This is a genomic window from Yoonia sp. (genome assembly GCF_017854565.1).
Taxonomy (GTDB): domain Bacteria; phylum Pseudomonadota; class Alphaproteobacteria; order Rhodobacterales; family Rhodobacteraceae; genus Yoonia.
In genome coordinates this window covers 1-18,725 of sequence record NZ_JAFMHJ010000050.1, presented here as the reverse complement: position 1 = coordinate 18,725, position 18,725 = coordinate 1, and the positions used below count along the sequence as shown (strand labels likewise).

21 protein-coding genes are annotated in these 18,725 nt (G+C 57.2%); 16 read left to right on the top strand and 5 right to left on the bottom strand.

Annotated features, from left to right (window positions below; translation table 11 throughout):
- Positions 1-994, top strand: a 994-nt coding sequence (locus QZ196_RS15125) for an AMP-binding protein (protein ID WP_296427898.1), incomplete at its 5' end; no start/stop codon positions are given.
- Between the two features lie 55 nt (positions 995-1,049).
- Here the strand turns inward: QZ196_RS15125 and QZ196_RS15120 are convergent.
- Positions 1,050-2,906, bottom strand: coding sequence for a sigma 54-interacting transcriptional regulator (locus tag QZ196_RS15120; RefSeq protein WP_296427897.1), 1,857 nt, complete (start codon positions 2,904-2,906; stop codon positions 1,050-1,052).
- Between the two features lie 204 nt (positions 2,907-3,110).
- Here QZ196_RS15120 and QZ196_RS15115 point away from each other — a divergent pair, with 204 nt between their 5' ends.
- The 4 genes from QZ196_RS15115 to cynS are packed head-to-tail and all read left to right on the top strand — an operon-like array spanning position 3,111 to position 6,730.
- Entirely contained in the window at positions 3,111-4,493 is a 1,383-nt protein-coding gene (locus tag QZ196_RS15115) for a CmpA/NrtA family ABC transporter substrate-binding protein (RefSeq protein ID WP_296427895.1), read from the top strand.
- A gap of 3 nt (positions 4,494-4,496) precedes the next feature.
- Entirely contained in the window at positions 4,497-5,330 is an 834-nt protein-coding gene (gene ntrB / locus QZ196_RS15110) for a nitrate ABC transporter permease (protein ID WP_296427893.1), read from the top strand.
- 8 nt (positions 5,331-5,338) lie between these two features.
- Positions 5,339-6,244: an ABC transporter ATP-binding protein gene (locus QZ196_RS15105; protein WP_296427891.1), complete on the top strand. Its 906-nt coding sequence runs from the start codon at positions 5,339-5,341 to the stop codon at positions 6,242-6,244.
- Positions 6,245-6,262: 18 nt separating this feature from the next.
- The gene (cynS, locus tag QZ196_RS15100) at positions 6,263-6,730 is read left to right on the top strand and encodes a cyanase (RefSeq protein ID WP_296427890.1); all 468 of its coding nucleotides are present in this window, start codon (positions 6,263-6,265) and stop codon (positions 6,728-6,730) included.
- A 205-nt stretch (positions 6,731-6,935) separates the two neighbouring features.
- On the opposite strand, the gene QZ196_RS15095 is transcribed toward cynS, so the two are convergent.
- Positions 6,936-7,220, bottom strand: coding sequence for a hypothetical protein (locus tag QZ196_RS15095; protein WP_296427889.1), 285 nt, complete (start codon positions 7,218-7,220; stop codon positions 6,936-6,938).
- A 393-nt stretch (positions 7,221-7,613) separates the two neighbouring features.
- Here QZ196_RS15095 and QZ196_RS15090 point away from each other — a divergent pair, with 393 nt between their 5' ends.
- From QZ196_RS15090 to QZ196_RS15055, 8 genes are all read left to right on the top strand, one after another.
- Positions 7,614-8,819, top strand: coding sequence for a DVUA0089 family protein (locus QZ196_RS15090; RefSeq protein WP_296427888.1), 1,206 nt, complete (start codon positions 7,614-7,616; stop codon positions 8,817-8,819).
- A 497-nt stretch (positions 8,820-9,316) separates the two neighbouring features.
- Positions 9,317-9,766 carry a TRAP transporter small permease gene (locus QZ196_RS15085; RefSeq protein ID WP_296427886.1) on the top strand — a complete coding sequence of 150 codons (450 nt, stop codon included), beginning with the start codon at positions 9,317-9,319 and terminating at the stop codon, positions 9,764-9,766.
- 142 nt (positions 9,767-9,908) lie between these two features.
- Positions 9,909-10,010: a TRAP transporter large permease subunit gene (locus tag QZ196_RS15080; protein ID WP_296427884.1), complete on the top strand. Its 102-nt coding sequence runs from the start codon at positions 9,909-9,911 to the stop codon at positions 10,008-10,010.
- 43 nt (positions 10,011-10,053) lie between these two features.
- Entirely contained in the window at positions 10,054-10,239 is a 186-nt protein-coding gene (locus QZ196_RS15075) for a hypothetical protein (RefSeq protein ID WP_296427882.1), read from the top strand.
- A gap of 536 nt (positions 10,240-10,775) precedes the next feature.
- A complete protein-coding gene (locus QZ196_RS15070) occupies positions 10,776-12,083 on the top strand; it encodes an FAD-dependent oxidoreductase (RefSeq protein ID WP_296427880.1) in 1,308 nt (435 codons plus the stop codon).
- A 40-nt stretch (positions 12,084-12,123) separates the two neighbouring features.
- Positions 12,124-12,492 (top strand): (2Fe-2S)-binding protein, encoded by a 369-nt coding sequence (locus QZ196_RS15065; protein WP_296427878.1) that lies wholly within the window; start codon positions 12,124-12,126, stop codon positions 12,490-12,492.
- Positions 12,485-12,706: an FAD-dependent oxidoreductase gene (locus QZ196_RS15060; protein ID WP_366510986.1), complete on the top strand. Its 222-nt coding sequence runs from the start codon at positions 12,485-12,487 to the stop codon at positions 12,704-12,706. The genes QZ196_RS15065 and QZ196_RS15060 overlap by 8 nt, the downstream gene beginning before the upstream one ends.
- 395 nt (positions 12,707-13,101) lie before the next feature.
- Entirely contained in the window at positions 13,102-13,347 is a 246-nt protein-coding gene (locus QZ196_RS15055) for a hypothetical protein (RefSeq protein WP_296427876.1), read from the top strand.
- 93 nt (positions 13,348-13,440) lie between these two features.
- On the opposite strand, the gene QZ196_RS15050 is transcribed toward QZ196_RS15055, so the two are convergent.
- Both QZ196_RS15050 and QZ196_RS15045 read right to left on the bottom strand, forming a co-directional pair.
- A complete protein-coding gene (locus QZ196_RS15050) occupies positions 13,441-13,875 on the bottom strand; it encodes a c-type cytochrome (RefSeq protein WP_296427875.1) in 435 nt (144 codons plus the stop codon).
- A gap of 178 nt (positions 13,876-14,053) precedes the next feature.
- Positions 14,054-14,602 (bottom strand): YaeQ family protein, encoded by a 549-nt coding sequence (locus QZ196_RS15045; RefSeq protein ID WP_296427873.1) that lies wholly within the window; start codon positions 14,600-14,602, stop codon positions 14,054-14,056.
- Between the two features lie 387 nt (positions 14,603-14,989).
- Here QZ196_RS15045 and QZ196_RS15040 point away from each other — a divergent pair, with 387 nt between their 5' ends.
- Positions 14,990-15,907, top strand: a complete 918-nt coding sequence (locus tag QZ196_RS15040; protein ID WP_296427871.1) for an EamA family transporter — start codon at positions 14,990-14,992, stop codon at positions 15,905-15,907.
- A gap of 235 nt (positions 15,908-16,142) precedes the next feature.
- On the opposite strand, the gene QZ196_RS15035 is transcribed toward QZ196_RS15040, so the two are convergent.
- Positions 16,143-16,799, bottom strand: a complete 657-nt coding sequence (locus QZ196_RS15035) for a GntR family transcriptional regulator (RefSeq protein WP_296427869.1) — start codon at positions 16,797-16,799, stop codon at positions 16,143-16,145.
- A 170-nt stretch (positions 16,800-16,969) separates the two neighbouring features.
- On the opposite strand from QZ196_RS15035, the gene QZ196_RS15030 reads away from it, so the two are divergent.
- A complete protein-coding gene (locus QZ196_RS15030; RefSeq protein WP_296427867.1) occupies positions 16,970-18,412 on the top strand; it encodes an NCS1 family nucleobase:cation symporter-1 in 1,443 nt (480 codons plus the stop codon).
- Positions 18,413-18,537: 125 nt separating this feature from the next.
- Positions 18,538-18,725, top strand: a 188-nt coding sequence (locus tag QZ196_RS15025; RefSeq protein ID WP_296427901.1) for a hypothetical protein, incomplete at its 3' end; no start/stop codon positions are given.

The following is an 18,725-nucleotide window of genomic DNA, read 5'->3' as shown; positions in this document are numbered from 1 at the left end:
CCGCAGCAAGACAATCTCACCACTTCCGTGGCTCACTTTTGCATTGCCGTTCTCAGAATTTTTGCCCGATATCACGCGCGTTGCATCGTTGTTTCCCTACAATTGCCGCCCATTTTTTGCGCGCGCGTTGGGTGCGCTTTTGAATGGTGCGGCCATCGTTGACCGGGGCGATTGGGCGTTTTGGGCACGCGCTGGCGTGAACCGGGTGACTGGGTCGGTCACGCAAGCGAAAAAACTGCAATGCGAACCGGGCAACACCGCCAAGATCGCAGTATTGGAAGTTAGCGGCGCCACGCTAAGCGAGAGCGAAGCGCGTCGGCTTCTTGGCCGCTTTGCACTGGTCGATGACACCTACGGCGCGACCGAGACAAGCAAGTCGTTCTCGAACCATGTGACATTGGGCGATGACGGCGCATTGCAGCGGATCGGTGCAATGCGCGACAGTCTTGTTGAAATCGTGACTGACCTCGGGGCGCTTTGCGCTGTGGGTGAAACCGGCGAGGTCCGCGTGCGCAATGGTTACTGTGCCGATCACTATGTGCTGCCGGATGGCGGCGCGGTGGATGCGCTGACCGAGGGATATTTTTACCCCGGCGATATCGCCCGTTGGGACGCGGCCGGGGCACTGGAAATTCTACGCCGCAAAGACAAGACCCTGATCAACTTTGACGGTGTCAAACTGAGCGCGGGCATGCTGGAAGGCATCATGAGATCGGTCGATGGCATTGCCCGGGCCGCAGCATTTGAAAGCCCCAAAGAGGGGTCGCAAGATTTGATCGCCTTCGTGGTGTTTGAACCGGGCTGCAATCAGCCGCAGGTGACAGAGCTGGCGCGCAAGGCCTGCTCTGACGCGCTTGGGGCAAAGTTCGCACCGGTGAAAATCTGGCCGATCAACGATATTCCACGCAAAATGGATGGGCAGACCGATTACGATAAATGCGCTGAAATCTTGCTTGATGGTATCAAGGATTTGGGCAAGTCCGCCGATATGTGACAGCGATCAACCCGGCCCCGCAGGCCATCGGCGCGGAATTTTTTGCACCGTCGGTTTACCAATCCTCGGCCGATAGCCCCAGCTTATGCATGCGTGAATAAAGTGTCGTTGGGCGGATTCCCAGCAGTGCCGCCGCACCGTCCTTTCCTGCGACTTTGCCGCGCGCCTCACGCAGGCACGCGATGGTGTTGGCGACCCTGATCTGCTCGATGTCGGCCTCGCTTAGCAATGTCGTGCTGCTGCGGACGGCGGGCGCTGCGGCATTGTGGATATCGACCAGCAGCTTCCCCCCCTGCGAAACGATCGCGCCACGCTCAATCACATTTGCCAATTCACGTACGTTTCCCGGCCAGTCGTAGTGCTGCAATTTGCGCATTGTGCCTTCGGTGATGACTGGTGCCTTGCGGCTAAGCCGTTTGCACGCAAGGTCCAGAAAATGCGCGGTCAGCGGCGGGATGTCATCGGGGCGTTCGCGCAGCGGCGTGCAATGGATCGGAAATACATTCAGATATAACACCAGATCCTGCCGCACCCGCCCGGCCTGCACCTCGCGTTCCAGATTGCGGCTGGTCGCGGCAATAACCCGCAAATCCACGGTCCGCCCACGGTTGTCGCCCAGACGCGTCACCGTCCGGCTTTGCAGCACATCCAGCAACTGCCCCTGCTGTTCCAACGGAATATCCGCGACCTCATCAATAAAGATCGTGCCGCCATGGGCCAGTTCCAGCTTGCCGGGCTTGTCCCGCAGCGCCCCCGTAAAGGCCCCGCGCATATGGCCAAACAGTTCGCTTTCCATCATGTCAGGCGTGACCGACCCGCATTTGATCTGGATCAGCGGCCTGCGCCGACGGTCACTGTCGGCGTGAATCGCCGACGCGATCAACGCCTTGCCGGTCCCGCTTTCTCCGGTGATCAGCACATTGGCATTGGTGCGCGACACCAGTTCGATCTGGGTAATCAGTTGCCGGATCGCGGGCGAATGGCCGATGATATCATGGTGCGCGCGTGCGATGCTGATCGCCTCTTGCAGATAGGCGTTTTCCTGTTCCAGACGGTCGCGCAGGGCAGCCACTTCGGCCATCGCATCGCGCAGTTTATGTTCGTTTTCCCAGCGTTCGGTGATGTCACGAAAGATCACCACAGCCCCGGCCAACACCATGCCTTCGTAAATCGGAGTCGAGACATATTCGACCCGGATCGGTTTACCGTCCTTGCGCCAAAACACCTCATCCTCGATCCGGTTCACCTGTTCATAGCGGAACGACTGGTAGATCGGGCATTCGTGCGATGGGTACGCGTCACCGTCCAGATGGTGGTGATGGATCATCGAATGGATATCTCGCCCCAGCAGGTCTTCGGTCGTCCAGCCCAGCATTTCCTGGGCGGCACGATTGACAAACGTGGTCTTGCCATCCGCGTTCACCCCATAAATGCCCTCTCCTGCGGCATTCAGGATCAGTTGGTTTTGCTGTTCCAGCTCTGAAAAGAACGACTGTGCCCGCTGCCATTCCAATATACCGGCGCCATACAGCGATGCGGCGCGTGTCACCTCGGCGCGCCGATCAAGCTCGGCAAGGTCCGTGATGTGCAACAGCAGCACGTCCGTATCGTCGCGCCGGATCACCCGGCCGTTCACTTCACACGCCACCTGCGTGCCCTTGGCAGTAGTCAGGCCAATGCGCCGCGTCCATGCTCCGCCGCGATGGGCGACTTCATCGACGAAAACCATCATCTGCGGCAGGTCATCGCGTATGAAACGCGCAAAGCGGGCACCGATCAGGTCATCATGTTCAAGCAAACGATGCGCGGCGGGCGTGGCCGCCATCAGGCGATCCGTGGCAAGGTTCAGCACCAGCGTGGCACCAAAGGCGCCCGCCAGCAAGGAATCGCGTTGTGCGGCATCAAGGGTCATGGCGCGATTGAAGCCCGATCAATTCCCTGCTGCAATACGAAATTTCGTAAATTACGATATTTCGTATTTTTCTGCAGTTGCAATATGCGCTCAACTTATTGTTTTAACGTTAAAATTACGGATACAAAATTTTCCAGACGCACCCTTTTCCTTGGCCCCTTCCCTACGCCAACATGAAATCAATTCACCTTTGGAGTAGTTGAGATGACAGTCAAAAGCCTTGGAAACCCGTTTTCATCAAAAACCGACCTGCGCCACGGCGCTGAATGTGGCTGCGGCAGTTGCGTCAGCGCGGCGGTCCACCGCGAGGCGGAGCCGGACCTTTCCACATCCGACGCGATGCTGGAACGCGCCGTCGAAAGCGCGATCGTCCGGTCGGTCTTTGGTCAAAGCGAAGTGGGCCGCCGGTCGTTCATGGGGATGATGGGCGGGTCCACCATGGCTGCCGCACTGGCCTCTGTATTTCCGATGAACGCGGCAAAGGCCGCAATCCTGGACAATCTGGGAACACCGGAAAAAACCAATCTGAACATCGGCTTTGTGCCGATCACCTGTGCCACGCCAATCATCATGGCGGAGCCGCTGGGATTTTACGAACGCTACGGGTTGAACGCGCAAGTGATCAAAACTGCCGGTTGGGCGGTCGCGCGGGATAAATCGCTGGCTGGGGAATATGATGCGTCGCACATGTTGACGCCGATGCCGCTGGCGATGACGCTGGGCGCTGGGTCGGTCGCGGAACCCTACATCATGCCTGCGGTCGAGAACATCAATGGTCAGGCCATCGTGTTGTCGAACGAGCATCTGGACAAGCGCGATCCGACCCAGTGGAAGGGCATGACATTCGGCGTGCCGTTCGAATATTCGATGCACAATTTCCTGCTGCGCTACTATGTGGCCGAATTTGGTCTGGACCCCGATGTCGATATCCAGATCCGCGTTGTACCACCGCCCGAGATGGTCGCAAACCTGCGCGCCGGTAACCTTGACGGCTACCTGTCGCCCGATCCGTTCAATCAGCGCGCCGTTTGGGAGGGGATCGGCTTTATCCATATGCTGACGAAAGACATCTGGGAAGGTCACCCCTGCTGCGCCTTTGCTGCACCGCTGTCGTTTGCGACGGAATTGCCCAACACCTATGGCGCGCTTCTCAAGTCGATCATCGACGCGACACAATATGCGTCAAACCCTGAGAACCGCAAAGAAATCTCGGCGGCGATTGCGCCGACCAACTATCTTAACCAGCCCGTCGAGGTGATTGAGCAGGTCCTGACAGGCACCTACGCTGACGGGTTGGGCAATGTGCAGCGCGTCCCCGACCGGATCGATTTTGACCCGTTCCCATGGCATTCCATGGGTGTATGGATCCTGACCCAGATGAAGCGTTGGGGCTATATCGAGGGTGATGTGGATTACAAAGGTGTCGCCGAACAGGTGTATCTGGCCGCCGACTGCAAAAAGGTGATGGAAGACCTCGGCTATGCGGCACCGGACGTGACCTACAAATCACACATGATCATGGGCAAGTCATTCGATTCATCCCAGCCCGAAGCCTATATCGACAGCTTCGCGATCAAGAAGGGCTAAGGCATGCCAACCTTATCGCTGAACATGCGCGCGGCGCTTTTGTCGATCCTGCTTCTGGCCTTTGGCCTTTTGATATGGGAGGCCGCGATCCCGGCGCAAAAGCTGGCGACCGAGTTGACCGAATATGAACGCCTGACCGGTAGTGGTTCCCCCAAAGCGGGGGTGCCGCCGCCCAGTCAGGTGTTCGCCAAAGCATGGCAGGAACTTAGCAATCCGTTCTATGACGCCGGCCCCAACGATAAGGGGATCGGCATCCAGATCGGATATTCGATCTACCGGGTCTTGGCGGGGTATCTGTTGGCTGCGCTTGTCGCGATCCCGCTGGGGTTCCTGATCGGGATGTCACCGATTGCCTATAAGGCGCTGAACCCGTTCATTCAGGTTCTACGCCCCATCTCGCCGCTTGCATGGATGCCGCTGGCGCTGTTTATCATTCAAGACAGCGAAGCCAGCGCGATTTTCGTGATCTTCATCTGCTCGATCTGGCCGATGCTGATCAACACGGCCTTCGGTGTGGCGGGCGTGCGCAGTGACTGGGTCAACGTGGCGCGCACCCATGAACTGAACCCGCTGAAAACCGCGTTTACGGTGATCCTGCCCGCCGCAGCCCCGACAATCGTGACGGGCATGCGGATTTCCATCGGCATCGCATGGCTGGTGATCGTCGCGGCGGAGATGCTCGTTGGGGGGACGGGTATTGGCTATTACGTCTGGAACGAGTGGAACAACCTTGATCTGACGTCTGTGATCTTTTCAATCCTCATGATTGGCATCGTCGGCATGCTGTTGGACGCCATGTTCGGCTTCTTGCAGCGCCGGGTCGCCTACGTCGAATAGGACATAATATGAAACCTTATCTGAGCATTGAAAACATGACCCAACAGTTTCCGGATGGAAACGGGGGTGCATTGACGGTTTTTGAAAACGCCACATTCGGCGTTGAAAAAGGCGAGTTTGTCGTGATCCTCGGCCACTCTGGCTGCGGCAAGTCCACGATCATGAACATCCTTGCCGGGCTGGCAGAACCAACCAGCGGCGCGGTGGTGATGGATGGCACCGAAGTAAAGGGCCCCAGCCTTGACCGTGGGGTCGTCTTTCAAAACTATTCCCTACTGCCATGGCTGTCGACGCTCAAGAACGTCACCTTTGGCGTGGCCGCGCGGCACCCCGAATGGACCAAATCCCAAGTCATTGAACATTCGACAAAATACCTTGCGATGGTTGGCCTCGAGGGCGACGTCATCCACCGTAAACCCAGCCAGCTATCGGGCGGCATGCGCCAACGTGTGTCGATTGCGCGGGCGTTTGCGAACCATCCCAAATTGCTGCTTCTCGATGAACCATTTGGCGCGTTGGACGCATTGACGCGCGGCACCATTCAGGACGAGTTGCTGAAGATCTGGGGCGGCACGGAACAGACGGTTTTCATGATCACCCATGACATCGACGAGGCGATCCTGCTGGCGGACCGCATCTTACTGATGACGAATGGCCCGTTTGCGCGCGTGGCGGAATCTGTCGAAATCACGATACCGCGTCCACGCAACCGGACCGAAATCATCGAACATCCGAATTACTACGCGATCCGCAACCATTTGGTGCACTTCCTTGGCACGCGATCAAAGGCGATGGCCGGGGCGCAATCGGACAAATCCCACCCAAACCGTCCACAAACCGTGCGGATCGACAAGACCGACGGCGCGGATGATCCCGAAGGCAGACAACCTGCCTTGCGGGCCGTGAACAGCTAACGACCGGAGGAGCAACCAATGAAAGACCTGACCATGACCGAGATGATGACCAAAGAAGATGCAACCGCGATGATCCTGTCGGCCAAAAAGCAGGCGGGGCTGACATGGGAACAAATTGCCTACAAAATTGGCATGTCGCCGGTCTGGACCCATTCCGCGGCAATGGGCATGAACGCATTCCCGCCAGACAAGGCCAAGCTGATGGTCAGCGTCATGGGCCTTCCCCAAGAGGCGGAATTGGCGCTGAGCGAGAGCCCGACCAAAATTTGGACACAAGCGGTGCCGACCGACCCTTGCATCTATCGCCTTTATGAAATCGTTGGCGTCTACGGCCCAACGCTCAAAGCGCTTATTCAAGAAAAGTTTGGCGATGGGATTATGTCGGCGATTGATTTTGACATGTCCGTCACGCGGGTTGAAAACCCCAAGGGCGACCGCGTGAAAATCGAGATGTCGGGCAAATATCTGGGCTACAACAGCTGGTGAAATACCCAAGGAGGAGGCGGGAGCAGTGCAACCCGCCCCCCAAATCGGTCGCCGAAACCGCCGATCGACGACAAATGCCGCCGACGTCTGCCCGAAACGGGAACATCCCACGCGAAAATGGTCCAGCTGTTTGCAGTTCATTTTCCGAAACGATGCAACGCGAATTCTCAAACGCACGGCCGCAATTTTTCAAAAACTGGGGTGCTCAACCATTCGCAAAGACAACGCCAGCGGACACGCTGGCCATCGTCATCGGCAGATCTTCGGCAGCTCCGGTACGAATTTCAGCTATCCGTTCCTGCGCCTTTTCCGCCGCCTGAGCGTCTGCGTATTCAGTGACGACGCAAAAGCTCCGATCCCCTGTCCGAATCATTTGAACCCTGTCTGCACCCGCAGATATGATCATGGGTACAAATTTTTCCCGTGCCAGCGACTCCATGGAATCGCTCCAATCCGTCACATCCCAGAGCGATATAGATGAATAAGACATATCATATTTCCCCTTTGCAATCCGAAGCGGATTTGCATCCGACGACAGTTGCACGCCCGGCGTTGTGAACAAACTAATTTTTGCGTGTCGCGAACGACACCCACTGTATCGGCGTCTGCAATCCAACGGTACGGACCACCCTTGTCTTACCCCCGCTCCGGCCTGTTTACTGCTTACTGCGCACTCGCTGCACCGCCATGCTGAATGCACCTGCCATTGGCGCACCCCTTTTTCGTTTACGATTTCAACAGACGTCAAACCGCAAGGTGCGTTTGAAAGCACCATCGCCAGTCGGGAAATCCAGACCCCGTCATCTTCTTGCTGGCCACACCCCCGAAAATGCGACTAGGCTGCCACTAACGTTATTTAACGCACCACAAAGGGGCAATTCCCATGACATTCAAACCAACCCAATCAGCCGCACTTGCCATCGCCTTGCTGGGCCTCGCCGCACCGGCCTTTGCCCAAGAGGGGCTTTGCGGCGGCACCGGCAGCAAAGGCCAGTGGATCGGCGGCGACGAAGCATCGTCCGACATCGCAACCGCGGAAAACTATCTCGAACAAATGGCGCTGGTTCTGGGCGGTAACGAATACGTCGCGCTCTTCTCACTCAGCCAAGCCACCGACGTCCGCATCGAGGCAGCGGGCCGTGGCGCAGGTGACCCGATCATTGATCTGCTCGACAATAGCGGCACCGCGATCATATCCGACGATGATTCAGGCGGCGACGCTGCATCGCGCGCGGAAACCTACCTCGAGGCGGGCACCTACTGCATGGCCCTGCGCAGCTACGACGGCGGCCCGATGACAGCCTTCGTGCGCATCGGTCGGACCGAACAGGCCCCCCTGACTGACGGTATCAGCACCGGCAGCGGTGAAGGTGACGCAGCGTCCGGCAGTTGCGAAACCGCGGTCCCGATGGGCACGATCGGCGACACCGTCGCCAGCTCTGCCGATGAAACCCCGTATTGGAGCTTCACACTCGATACCCCGATGTCAGTCAGCATCACCGCCGAAAATGAAACCGCCGACCCCGTATTGACACTTTACGACGCCAACAGCACCTATATCAGCGAAAATGATGACTTTGACGGCCTGAATGCGCGGCTTGATGTCACTGAAACACTGGCACCCGGCACCTACTGCGTTGGGATTGCGGCGCTGAACGACACCACGCTGCCCATCACCGTCAGCCTGACCCAATACGACCCAGAGGTGGCATTGCTCGGCCTCTACGCCCGTGGTGAAGCCGCGCCACCGCTGGACGGCAGCATCGCGTTCACCAACCTTGGAACACTTGCATCGCGCCTGCGCGAAGACGTGCAGGCCACCGGCGCGGTGACCTGGTACACCGTCGATATCGCCGACAGCAGCCTTGTCCTAGTCGAGGCGATTGCGGCGGGCAACAGCGACCCATGGCTTGTGGTCTATGACGATCTGGGCCGCAAAATTGGCGAGAATGATGACTATGCAGGCGCGCTCGACAGCATGGTCATCGGCCGCGTCCAAGGCGGCACCTACATCATCGGCGTCAGACAGGCCGGTGAAAACCAAGGTTTTGTCCGCTTGCTGATCGAACGCTACATCCGCGCCCAGTAAGGCGACTTGCCCCCAAGGCTGCGGTTCCTGCCAGATGGCAAGCACCCTTCTGGATCGCGCATGTGTGCCATGGTGATCCGTGTTGATGGGGCCATGCGTTTTGCCGCGCATCGGGCGGTCCTTGCGGATGATGGCAAGGGCCAGACACATCAGGCCAGGGCCGTGCCGGGGCAGTTGCGCCAGCGGCACAGTTCACATCGGGGCTGATCTTTTTTCCAACTGCCACGCCGACCCGGGCCATTTGATCACCGCCGCCGATGGCGACGCGGTCGGGCAAAGTCTTGCCAACGCCCCCCGGCGCCGGACTGGTGGCAGCAGTAATCCGGTCAAAGACTGCACCGCACAGGCCAGCACCCACAAGTTGAAGCGACGGCAAGAATGTCCTGAGAACAAACCGCCTATTGAGCGTGGTCTCACAACGGGCAAAGGCCTCTTGGGTCGCGATTGTGACCGGATGATCACCGAAAAGCATTGCCATCGGATAGTCCCTCAAATTGGTGGGCGTCAGAACATCATTGTCTGCAAGCGGGTCGGTTTCGGGAAGGGCAATCACGCGCTACGTGCTTCAGATTCCGGTGATGGGTCTTGAGGAAACGATGCTGTATCCGACCATATGGCTCAACATCTTCGGTGCGATAAAAGCGTCCCGTGAAAACACGCATACCCACGCCAACGTGCTGGAAATCTTCATCTCATCCAAGCGTGCCCACCACAATTCTGACCATCGCAGGCGAGGTTATCAGCCTGATTGTCGGCCTGTGGATTTTGCGTTTGGCTTGGGAATACAACCAATATGTCTGGCGCGTCTGGCGGAAAACCCGACGCTTTACATCCCGACCATCTATTCTGATGTGGCACTGCTTGTGGGTGTGACGCTGATGATGGTCTACACTGTCTGGCATCTCATCCAGCACATCCTGACGTTGAGGAATGGAACAGTGGCATGATCGAGATCGCGCTTCTTGCCATCGCAATTCTGGTCATAACCCTGACCCTTGGCGTCCCGCTTCCCTACTGTTTGGGGAGGTCCAGCAGCTTGGAAACCTGATCCTGCTGGCAATTCACCTGTTTGTGCTGGCGGGCACTAACATGGCAGAGAGCGGCATCGCGGCGATGGGCCCGATCCTGATCCCCGAAATGGAAAAACGTGGCTATCCACGCGAATATGCGACGACACTGATTGCCAACTGATCCATGCTTGGGCTTGCTGAGACCGCCTTCCGTGACACTAATCATGTTCAGCTTCTGTGTGATGAACCTGTGGATGAGCCGCAAGTTCAACCTGATCCTTGACGATAAACCGACGTTCAGCGCGCTGTCGTCCGAGGTCGCGAAACGCGGAATCCATGCCTTTCACGCGCTCTTGATGCCGGTGATCATTTCGGGCGGTATCTATGGCGGGATCATGACACCGATGTGACCGCGATCATTCTAATTGCCCCGTCGTTGCTGCCCCTGATGAACGCGATCGGGGTCAGCCCTATCCGGTGATCATGGGTGTGAACACGGCGATGGGCGGGTCACCCCGCCTGCGATGTTCCTCACCGTGACAGGCTATGTCCCTGTCGTATTTCTCACGTCGTTCTGGCCTGATCTGCCGCTCTGTTTACCGCGTCTGTTCGGCGACTGCGCCAATCCCGAAAAAACAAGACAATCAACAAGGAGACCTACAAATGAAAAACCGACTCATGGCCACGGCGCTGGCGACTGTGATAGCTGGATCACCGGCATTTCGTGCGCGCCCAAGACGCCACCGTCGACGTCGAGCTGCGTGCCTTTGCCGCCGACGTTGCCACGGCGACCGGTGGCGACGTTGAAATCGAATTGTTCCCGGCATCGGCGCTTGGCGACTAAACAGCCGTGCAAGAACGCATCAGCGTTGGCGCACTGGACATGGCAACACAGCCTGCTGCTGCTTCCGTTGACCTTCGTATGCAAACCTCTTCCTTCCCGTATATGGCAGAAACATGGGCGCAAGCGCGCGCGGTCTATGGTCCTGACGGGGTGGTGCGTGACGTCATGACCGGGCTTTATGCCGAGCAAGACATCACAATTCTCGCTGCCTTTCCGGTATATTTCGGGGGCATTGCCCTGAACGTGGAAAACCCCACTCCGGCAAGCACCGCGCCGAATGGCATCAAAGTGCGCTTACCCGGCATCAAATCCTTTCAGCTGACAGGCGAGGCACTGGGTTACATCCCGTCTCCGATCCCGTTCTCAGAAGCCTTCACTGCCGTGCAAACAGGTGTTGTTGACGGTGTCATCGGCTCAGGGGCTGAAGGATACTATGCCTCATTCCGCGATGTGACCAAAACCTACATCCCCGCCAACACCCATTTCGAAGTCTGGTACATGATCATCTCAGACGAAAGCTTGGCGGTGCTTAACCGCGAAGATCTGGCCGCCATGTCCGCGAAGGTGCGTGCCGAAGTCTGGCCACAGGTTCTGGAAGATGTCGGTTCCGAGTGGGGTCAGGCGATCCTTGATCAAGTCGCTGCTGCATCGGCAGGCTTCGCGGCAGAACTTGGTAATGCGACAGGGTATGATCTGGGGCTTGAGCAAAACGGCAGCTATAATCTGCAATTTTCGGAAGAAACCCTCGCGGCGACGGTCGCGAAATACAAAATCCTGAAAGAAAAACTAGGCGGTGATTACCCGTTCGAAGTGCTGGGCCACAATGCGCTGCGCTGCGAAGAACCGACGATTGGCCCCAAGGTCGTGGGTGCGATCCTACACCATCAGGACGGCCATGCGAACCCGCTGAAACTCTTGCGCGCACTTGCCGATGACGTGCGCCGATTGGGTGGCAAAGTCCTTAATGGCAAGCAGGTGATCCATGTGGACAAACCCGATCTGTTTCGCATTTCCTGTGCCGACGGCACCGAGGTGCGCGCGCGCAAACTCGTTCTGTCCGCCGGACTTGGGGCAATGTCACTTGGCCCCATGTTGGGTTTCAAGGCCCCGATCAGGTCGCAGCGCGGGCAGGTCATGATCACCGAGAAATTGCCGAAACTCATCAATCGCCCTTCACTTATCGCGCGCCAGAGGGACGAAGGTGGGATTCAAATTGGCGCAACCAACAAACAAGTCGGGCTGGATAACGGCATCACGCAGCCGGGCCTTTCCGGGCTTGCTGCCGACGCCATTGCCGCTTTTCCTGATCTCGAAAAAGCACAACTCGTGCGCAGTTGGGGCGCGTTGCGCATTACGTCACCCGATGGATTGCCGATGTACCAAGAAAGAACCGATATATCAGGCGCTTAAATTGTGACCTGCCACAGTGGGGTGACGCTTGCCGCAGCACATGCCCGGTTCCTGCCTGACTGGCTGGAAGCAACAGACAGCGCACCAAATCTGTAGGCTTTCAGTGAAGACCGATTCACCCTTTCGAAAAATTGACCCCCAAAGTGATCATGTGTCGGTCCGGTTTGACGGGGAAGCCTTGATGCTGCCATGCGGCGAAAACCTTGCCGGGGTCTTACTGGTCGCTGGGGTCATGCCGTTTCGATACACGCCTGTGTCCGGCGCACCCCACGGGCCGTTTTGCATGATGGGTGCTTGCTATGATTGTCTGGTCCAGATTGACGGCATGACCGTGCAGGCCTGCATGTTGCAGGTCACAGAGGGCATGCACATAAACATGGCGCCCGCTGGTGGAGGCTGTGATGTATAACGTCGATCTGATCATCATCGGTGCCGGACCTGCCGGAATGTCTGCCGCCCGTCGCGCCGCCGAACTGGGGCTCAGCGTGCTTATACTTGACGAACAGCCTGCGGCGGGGGCAAATCTACCGCAATGTCGACCGTGCCAGCCCTGTCCGGAGCGATATACTTGGCACAGACTACAGCCACGACCTGATCCTTGCCAAGGGCTTGCATCACAATAACATCACGCATCTCAAAGGCGCGGTGGTGTGGCAGATCGAGGACGGCACCCGCGTGGCTTTCACACGGAATGGCACCGGCGCACTTGCTGTTGCCAAGCGTATCCTGTTGGCAACCGGAGCATTGGAACGGCCCATGCCACTGCCCGGATGGACCATGCCCGGCTTCATGACTGCGGGAGCCGCGCAAATCCTGCTGAAGCAGTCGGGGATCGTCTGCCAGGGCACTGCCTTGGTCGGCTCGCGTCCGCTCTTGTATCTTATTGGAACGCAAATGGTCCCCGCAGGGGTGCCACCGCTTGCGCTTGTTGAAATGCAAACAAAGCGAGACCTGACACAATCAATGCGCCATTTGGGGGGCCTTGCGGGGTTGGCCGTACCTGCTCAAAGGGCTCCGGATGCTGTGGAAACTGCGCCGTGCGGGCATCCCCCGCCATGTCGGCGCCACGGGCATCGCGATCGAAGGCGATCAGCGGGCGCAAACCGTCACTTTCGACATTGGCAAAACCGTACACCGGGTCGAATGCGACACGGTGCTGCTGCACCATGGCGTTGACCCCAACACGCAAGCGGCACACTCTATCGACATACCGCATCGGTGGGACCGCACACAAAACTGTTATGTGCCCGATTGCGACGCCTGAGGGCGCTCGGCAATGGCAGCGTCCGAAACCAAAGAGGTGGCAAAATGATCCAACGCACCATGCGGGACCGAAACCCGGACATCGTTGGTCGACCTATTCCTGAATGGCCTCCAGATAGACAACCAGTTCACGCACTCGGTTTTGCGCCCGCTGTTCGTTGAATTCATCCGGCCCGTATTCCGACATCGCCGTTTCCCAATATCGGTCCCCCCAAACGGGCATCTTGCGATCACCATGTGCGGCCACTTCGGCACGCCCATCAATCACATCGGATACCCTCTCGGATGGAAGCTGGCCGCCATTATTTTTGGCAAGCTGGGTCAGGTCGCCGGGGTCGACCCCTTGGAACAGGCGCGTCAGGAAACCGGCACCTTTTCCATCGCCGCCATGACACGACGCGCAGGAGTTACTAAACTCGGCTTCGCCTGCCTTGGCATTTTCCGGGATACCCTGTGCCACCGCACTCATGGTCATGCTCAGAAGAAGCGCAGTCGCTATGCCGGGAACCGGGCCACTATGAATGGTCATATTCAATCCTCCAATTCGAAAATTGAATGCTACGACCAAGCCCTAGACGCTATTTGACAAAGATCAATCATGCACGAACGACGGCGTTGATCCCCGACCGGGAGCAGTGACCGATCACCACCCAAAAGGCTCTCCGCAACACACCGTTTTCTAATATGCATTGTCAGACAGTCGACGATCAATAATCCGCATTTTTCCATTTGACCGGGGTCACGTAAATGATGTGCTCATCAACACTGACCATCACATCGCCGTCCTGAATATTGACCTGTAGCTTCATCGCGCGACTTGCGAGGTTTCCCAGTGCGCGGGTGTCCTCTTCGGAAAAATTCATGACCTGAAGGTTGTCAAACCGGGTGGTGCTGTTTTTGATCTTCTCCCACCAGATGTCAGCCGTCCTGCCGCCGTAGGAATAGATGATCACATCATCGGCTTTGCCACAGGATTGACGCACAACCTTCTCGCTGGGAAGCCCCAACGCCACCCACAACTCAAGCTCGCCGCTCAGGCTTTTCTGCCAGATGTCCGGCTCGTCGTCCGTTGAAAGGCCCCGCGTCATTTCCAATTGCTCATGGGCATTCAGCGCAAAAGCGAGAACACGCACCATTAACCGTTCATCCGTCTCCGAGGGATGTTTGGCAACGGTCAGCTTATGGGTCTCATAATAGTGACGATCCATATCGGAAACGGAAATTTCAACTTTATAGATCGTGGATTTTTGCGCCATGGTGTGCCCCGGAATAGCGAAGTTAGTGATGCCTAAAGCGTCTGATGGCTTTGTGAAAGGAGATAAAAAAGCCCCCGGCTAAAGGTGTCCGCATGGCCGCGTCCGAAGGGCAGGACCGGACCTGCGGCGTAACGCCTGCCGTTCCGCGCGACGCGGGGATAACCATCTCTCAGCCAAGGATTTGCCGCGCTCACGGCCCTTGCCGCCCTGTCGCCGGCTCCCTCCACGCTGCGACGCCGCTTTCGCATGGCTGCCGTTCGCGTCTCGTGCCGCAATCTCGGTGCGGCACGATCGGGTTCAATGAACCGCGCAAATGTCGCATATGAGAGATCAAAACGCGGGTCGGGAAGTTAACTTGCACGGAGAGACTTCTTGAAATGGCCCGATATGACATCTTTAGCTCCTCCCACTTTCACAACGGACGCCCACAAGTACGGTGTGCTTTTCGTTTTTGCTGCGGGGGTTCTATGGTCGACCGTCGGCCTTGGCATTCGCATGATCGAAGACGCTGTCGTCTGGCAAATCCTGCTGTACAGATCAATCAGCATGTCGCTGTTTCTTTACGTGGTCATTCGGGTGCGGTCGGGCGAAAGCCCCTTTGTGCAGATCCGTCGCGCCGGCCTTCCTTCAGTTGTTGCCGGACTTTCACTGGTTGCAGCCTATTCCGGCGGGATCTACGCGATCCAGAACACCTCTGTCGCGAATGCCATGCTGCTTTTTGCAACAGCGCCGTTCATGACTGCGGTCTTGGGCTGGATCATCCTGCGGGAACGCGTGCGCGCCGCAACCTGGGTGGCGATTGCCGTTGCCATCTGCGGGATCGCCATCATGGTCGCCGATAAGTCCGGCAGCATCGTCCTGAAAGGCAGCCTTGCCGCGCTTGGGTCGGCATTTGGCTTCGCTGTCTTCACCGTTGCCTTACGGTGGGGCCGGACGGGCGAAATGCTCCCATCGGTGTTCCTGTCCGGTCTGTTCGCCATCGTCGTCACATTTGGGATATGCCAATTCACGGGGCAGTCCGTCGTTCTCAGCTTGCAAGATGGCACGATATCCATGGGCATGGGGGTTTTCCAGATCGGTGCAGGACTGATCCTCTACACCTTGGGGTCGCGTAGCCTCCCTGCTGCCGAGCTTGCCTTGCTATCGCTGGCCGAGGTCCTGCTTGGCCCGCTTTGGGTCTGGCTTTTCATTGGTGAAACGGCCAGCCTGAACACGCTGGCCGGCGGGGCCGTACTGCTTGTGGCGATTGCGGGAAATGCAGTGTCAGGCAAGCGTCGCAAACCGCCGCCAATCACAGCGCCGTAAGGATGTTCGCCGTGGATGGCCCACAGGTGCCACGCCGCGCCGCAGCTTTCGCATGCCTGCCGTTCGTGCATCTTGCCGCATTTTTCATGCGCGGATGACGGCAGTGCGGGGACAAAGTAGGCTTTCGCCGGTTCATTTAAAAAAATCTGCTTTACCAATTACCCCGTCAGGTTTGGGCGGATCGTTCCACAGTCGATCTGCCCTCCGAGATCGAGAGGCGAATAAGATACGGATGTCAGGCAACGCCCCACCAACGCTGGGTCTGTTGGCAATGATATCGGATTGCGTGCTCAGCGGCACCGATGTCACGGCGTTCGAGGGCATCAATGATTGAAAGATGCTCTTGCATTGCAGATACGATCCGGTCTTGAACAAACGGGCGCGCATTCTGGATGATTGCAATGCGTATCCGGTTGGCGTCATAGGCGGACGCCAACTGAAGATTGGCCAGACCCGCGACCAGATAGTTGTGCAATGCCAAATCAACCTCAATGGCCTTTGGCGGAAGGTCATTTCCCGCCCCATTTCGCGCCGTGTGTAACATCTCATCGTGCTGCGCCCGCAGGGACTTCAATTCCGAGAATTCACCGCCAGCGATCCGCCGTCGTGCGCCTTCCATGTCCAACACCATCCGAAAATCAAGGCAGTCCAGAATGGTTTCGGGGCGCGCCTCCATAACCTTGACACCGCGTTTCGGCAATGTGGACACCAAACCAAGTGCGCTGGCCTGTCTCACAGCCTCGCGAATAGCCGCAATCGGGCAATCAAGAATGTCGACCAGTTGCGTCATCGAAAGGAACTGGCCGTCTCGAAGCTTTCCCGTTCGAAGCGCAGCCCAAAGTGCGCGTTGCGCTTTATCTGCTGATAGCGTGCCTTCAGTCTGCTCGCTCATTCATTCACCCCGCACCGACATTTTCAATTGAATCCGTAAGGTGCTTACTGACATATTTATTAGTATGTCACCTAAAATAGCTACTAACATGTTAGCTGCAAGTTCGATTTGCGCAGAAATCTGCACAAAACCGAAATTCTACCGCGATTTGCGGATACAGGGAGGAAGAAATGGCTTCAATTGATGACACGCACGTCGCGCATGGCGGAACGATGGACCCGGAGGGAAACATACTCAATCCAGCCGGTGCCGATGAAAAAACCTGGGGATGGTTCGCCATCTTCAACATCTGGGCAAACGATATACAGTCGCTCTTTGGGTATTCTCTTGTGGCGTCGCTGTTCATTTCGTTCGGCGTCGGTGGATGGACCGCATTCGCTGCTTTGATCACTGCAGCATTTTTTGTCATGTGGATGGTCAACCTGTCTGGTGCCGCAGGTGAAAAATATGGCATCCCCTACCCTGTCTTCGCCCGCGCGAGCCTTGGAACCCAAGGAGCAAAGCTCCCTGCTATTCTTCGCGCGATCGTGGCGGTGTTTTGGTACGGCGTTCAGGTCTATTTTGCCTCGACGGCGGTCGCCCTGCTGATCCGTTCGATTACAGGTGCCAGCGGAGGAGCGGAAATCCTCGGCCTTTCAGGTATCGACTGGATTTCCTTCATCATTGTCTGGGGATTTCACATCGTTATTTTCTGGCGTGGCATGAATTGGGTCGAGACGTTCCTGAACATTGCCGGCCCCTTTGTGTATCTGGTCATGATCGGCCTGCTGGTTGTGCTTTGGCAGCGCGCTGACGGCCAGCTTCTTTCGGCGACGGCGACGATCTTTGCCAATCCAGAAGGCACGGCTTGGACCGAGTTCAAAGGGTTCATTGCCATCGTTGGCACAATGATCGCCTATTTCGCGGCTGTCATGATAAACTTCAGCGACTTCTCGCGCTATGCCAAGGACAAGCGGACGATGAAATTGGGCAACCTGGCCGGTCTGCCATTCAACATGATTTTGTTCTCGGCACTGGCGCTTCTGACGACCGGCGGTGCAGCAGTGGTCTATGGCGAAGCAATCATCAACCCGACCGAGATCATCGAACGTACCGACAGCGTGCTTCTGGGGGTTATCGGGGCAATTACCTTTTTCGCCGCAACGGTCGGGATCAACCTGGTTGCCAACTTTATCCCAGCGGTCAACGGCATTGCCAACTTGTCACCGGAAAATATCAGCTTTCGCAAGGCGGGCTTGATCACATCACTGTTTGCCTTGGTGATCGGTGGCTTGTGGGTCAGCTTTATCAGTCAGGCCGGGATCAGTGGATTTGTGAACACGCTCGGCGCGGTGCTCGCACCGATCTTCGGCATCATGATCGTCGACTACTATGCCCACCGTAAGGAGCAGCTGAACAAAGCCGATCTCTACAATATGGAGGGCGGCATCTATCACTATGACAATGGCTGGAACAGCGCCGCAGTCAAAGCGTTCGGTGTCGCGGCGGTCTTCTCTGTCGCAACCGTCTGGATTCCGTTTTTCGCAATATTGTCCGGCTTCAACTGGGTGATTGGTGCGGTCATTGGAGGCATCATCTATCATGCGTTGGCCAAGGGTCACGTGAAGGTTTGACACTGGTTCGGCCGGTAAAGCTTTGCGCTTCGCCGGCCGACCATCTGTGCCAGATCGCGCTTTCCAGTTCACGGGCGCGGCCTGGATCACCACCCTGACCGACGCCAATATCCCAATCTCCATGGATGGACGCGGTCGCTATCTCGACAACACCTTCATCGAGCGTTTGTGGCGATCACCGAAAACAGGAGGTCGTCTATCTGCACGAATGGCACGACGGGTTCCAAGCAAAACGGATCATTGATAACTGGATTGAGTTCTACAACTTTGCTTCATTACGCCCATCTTTCTATGTTGTTGAAGAGAATAGATT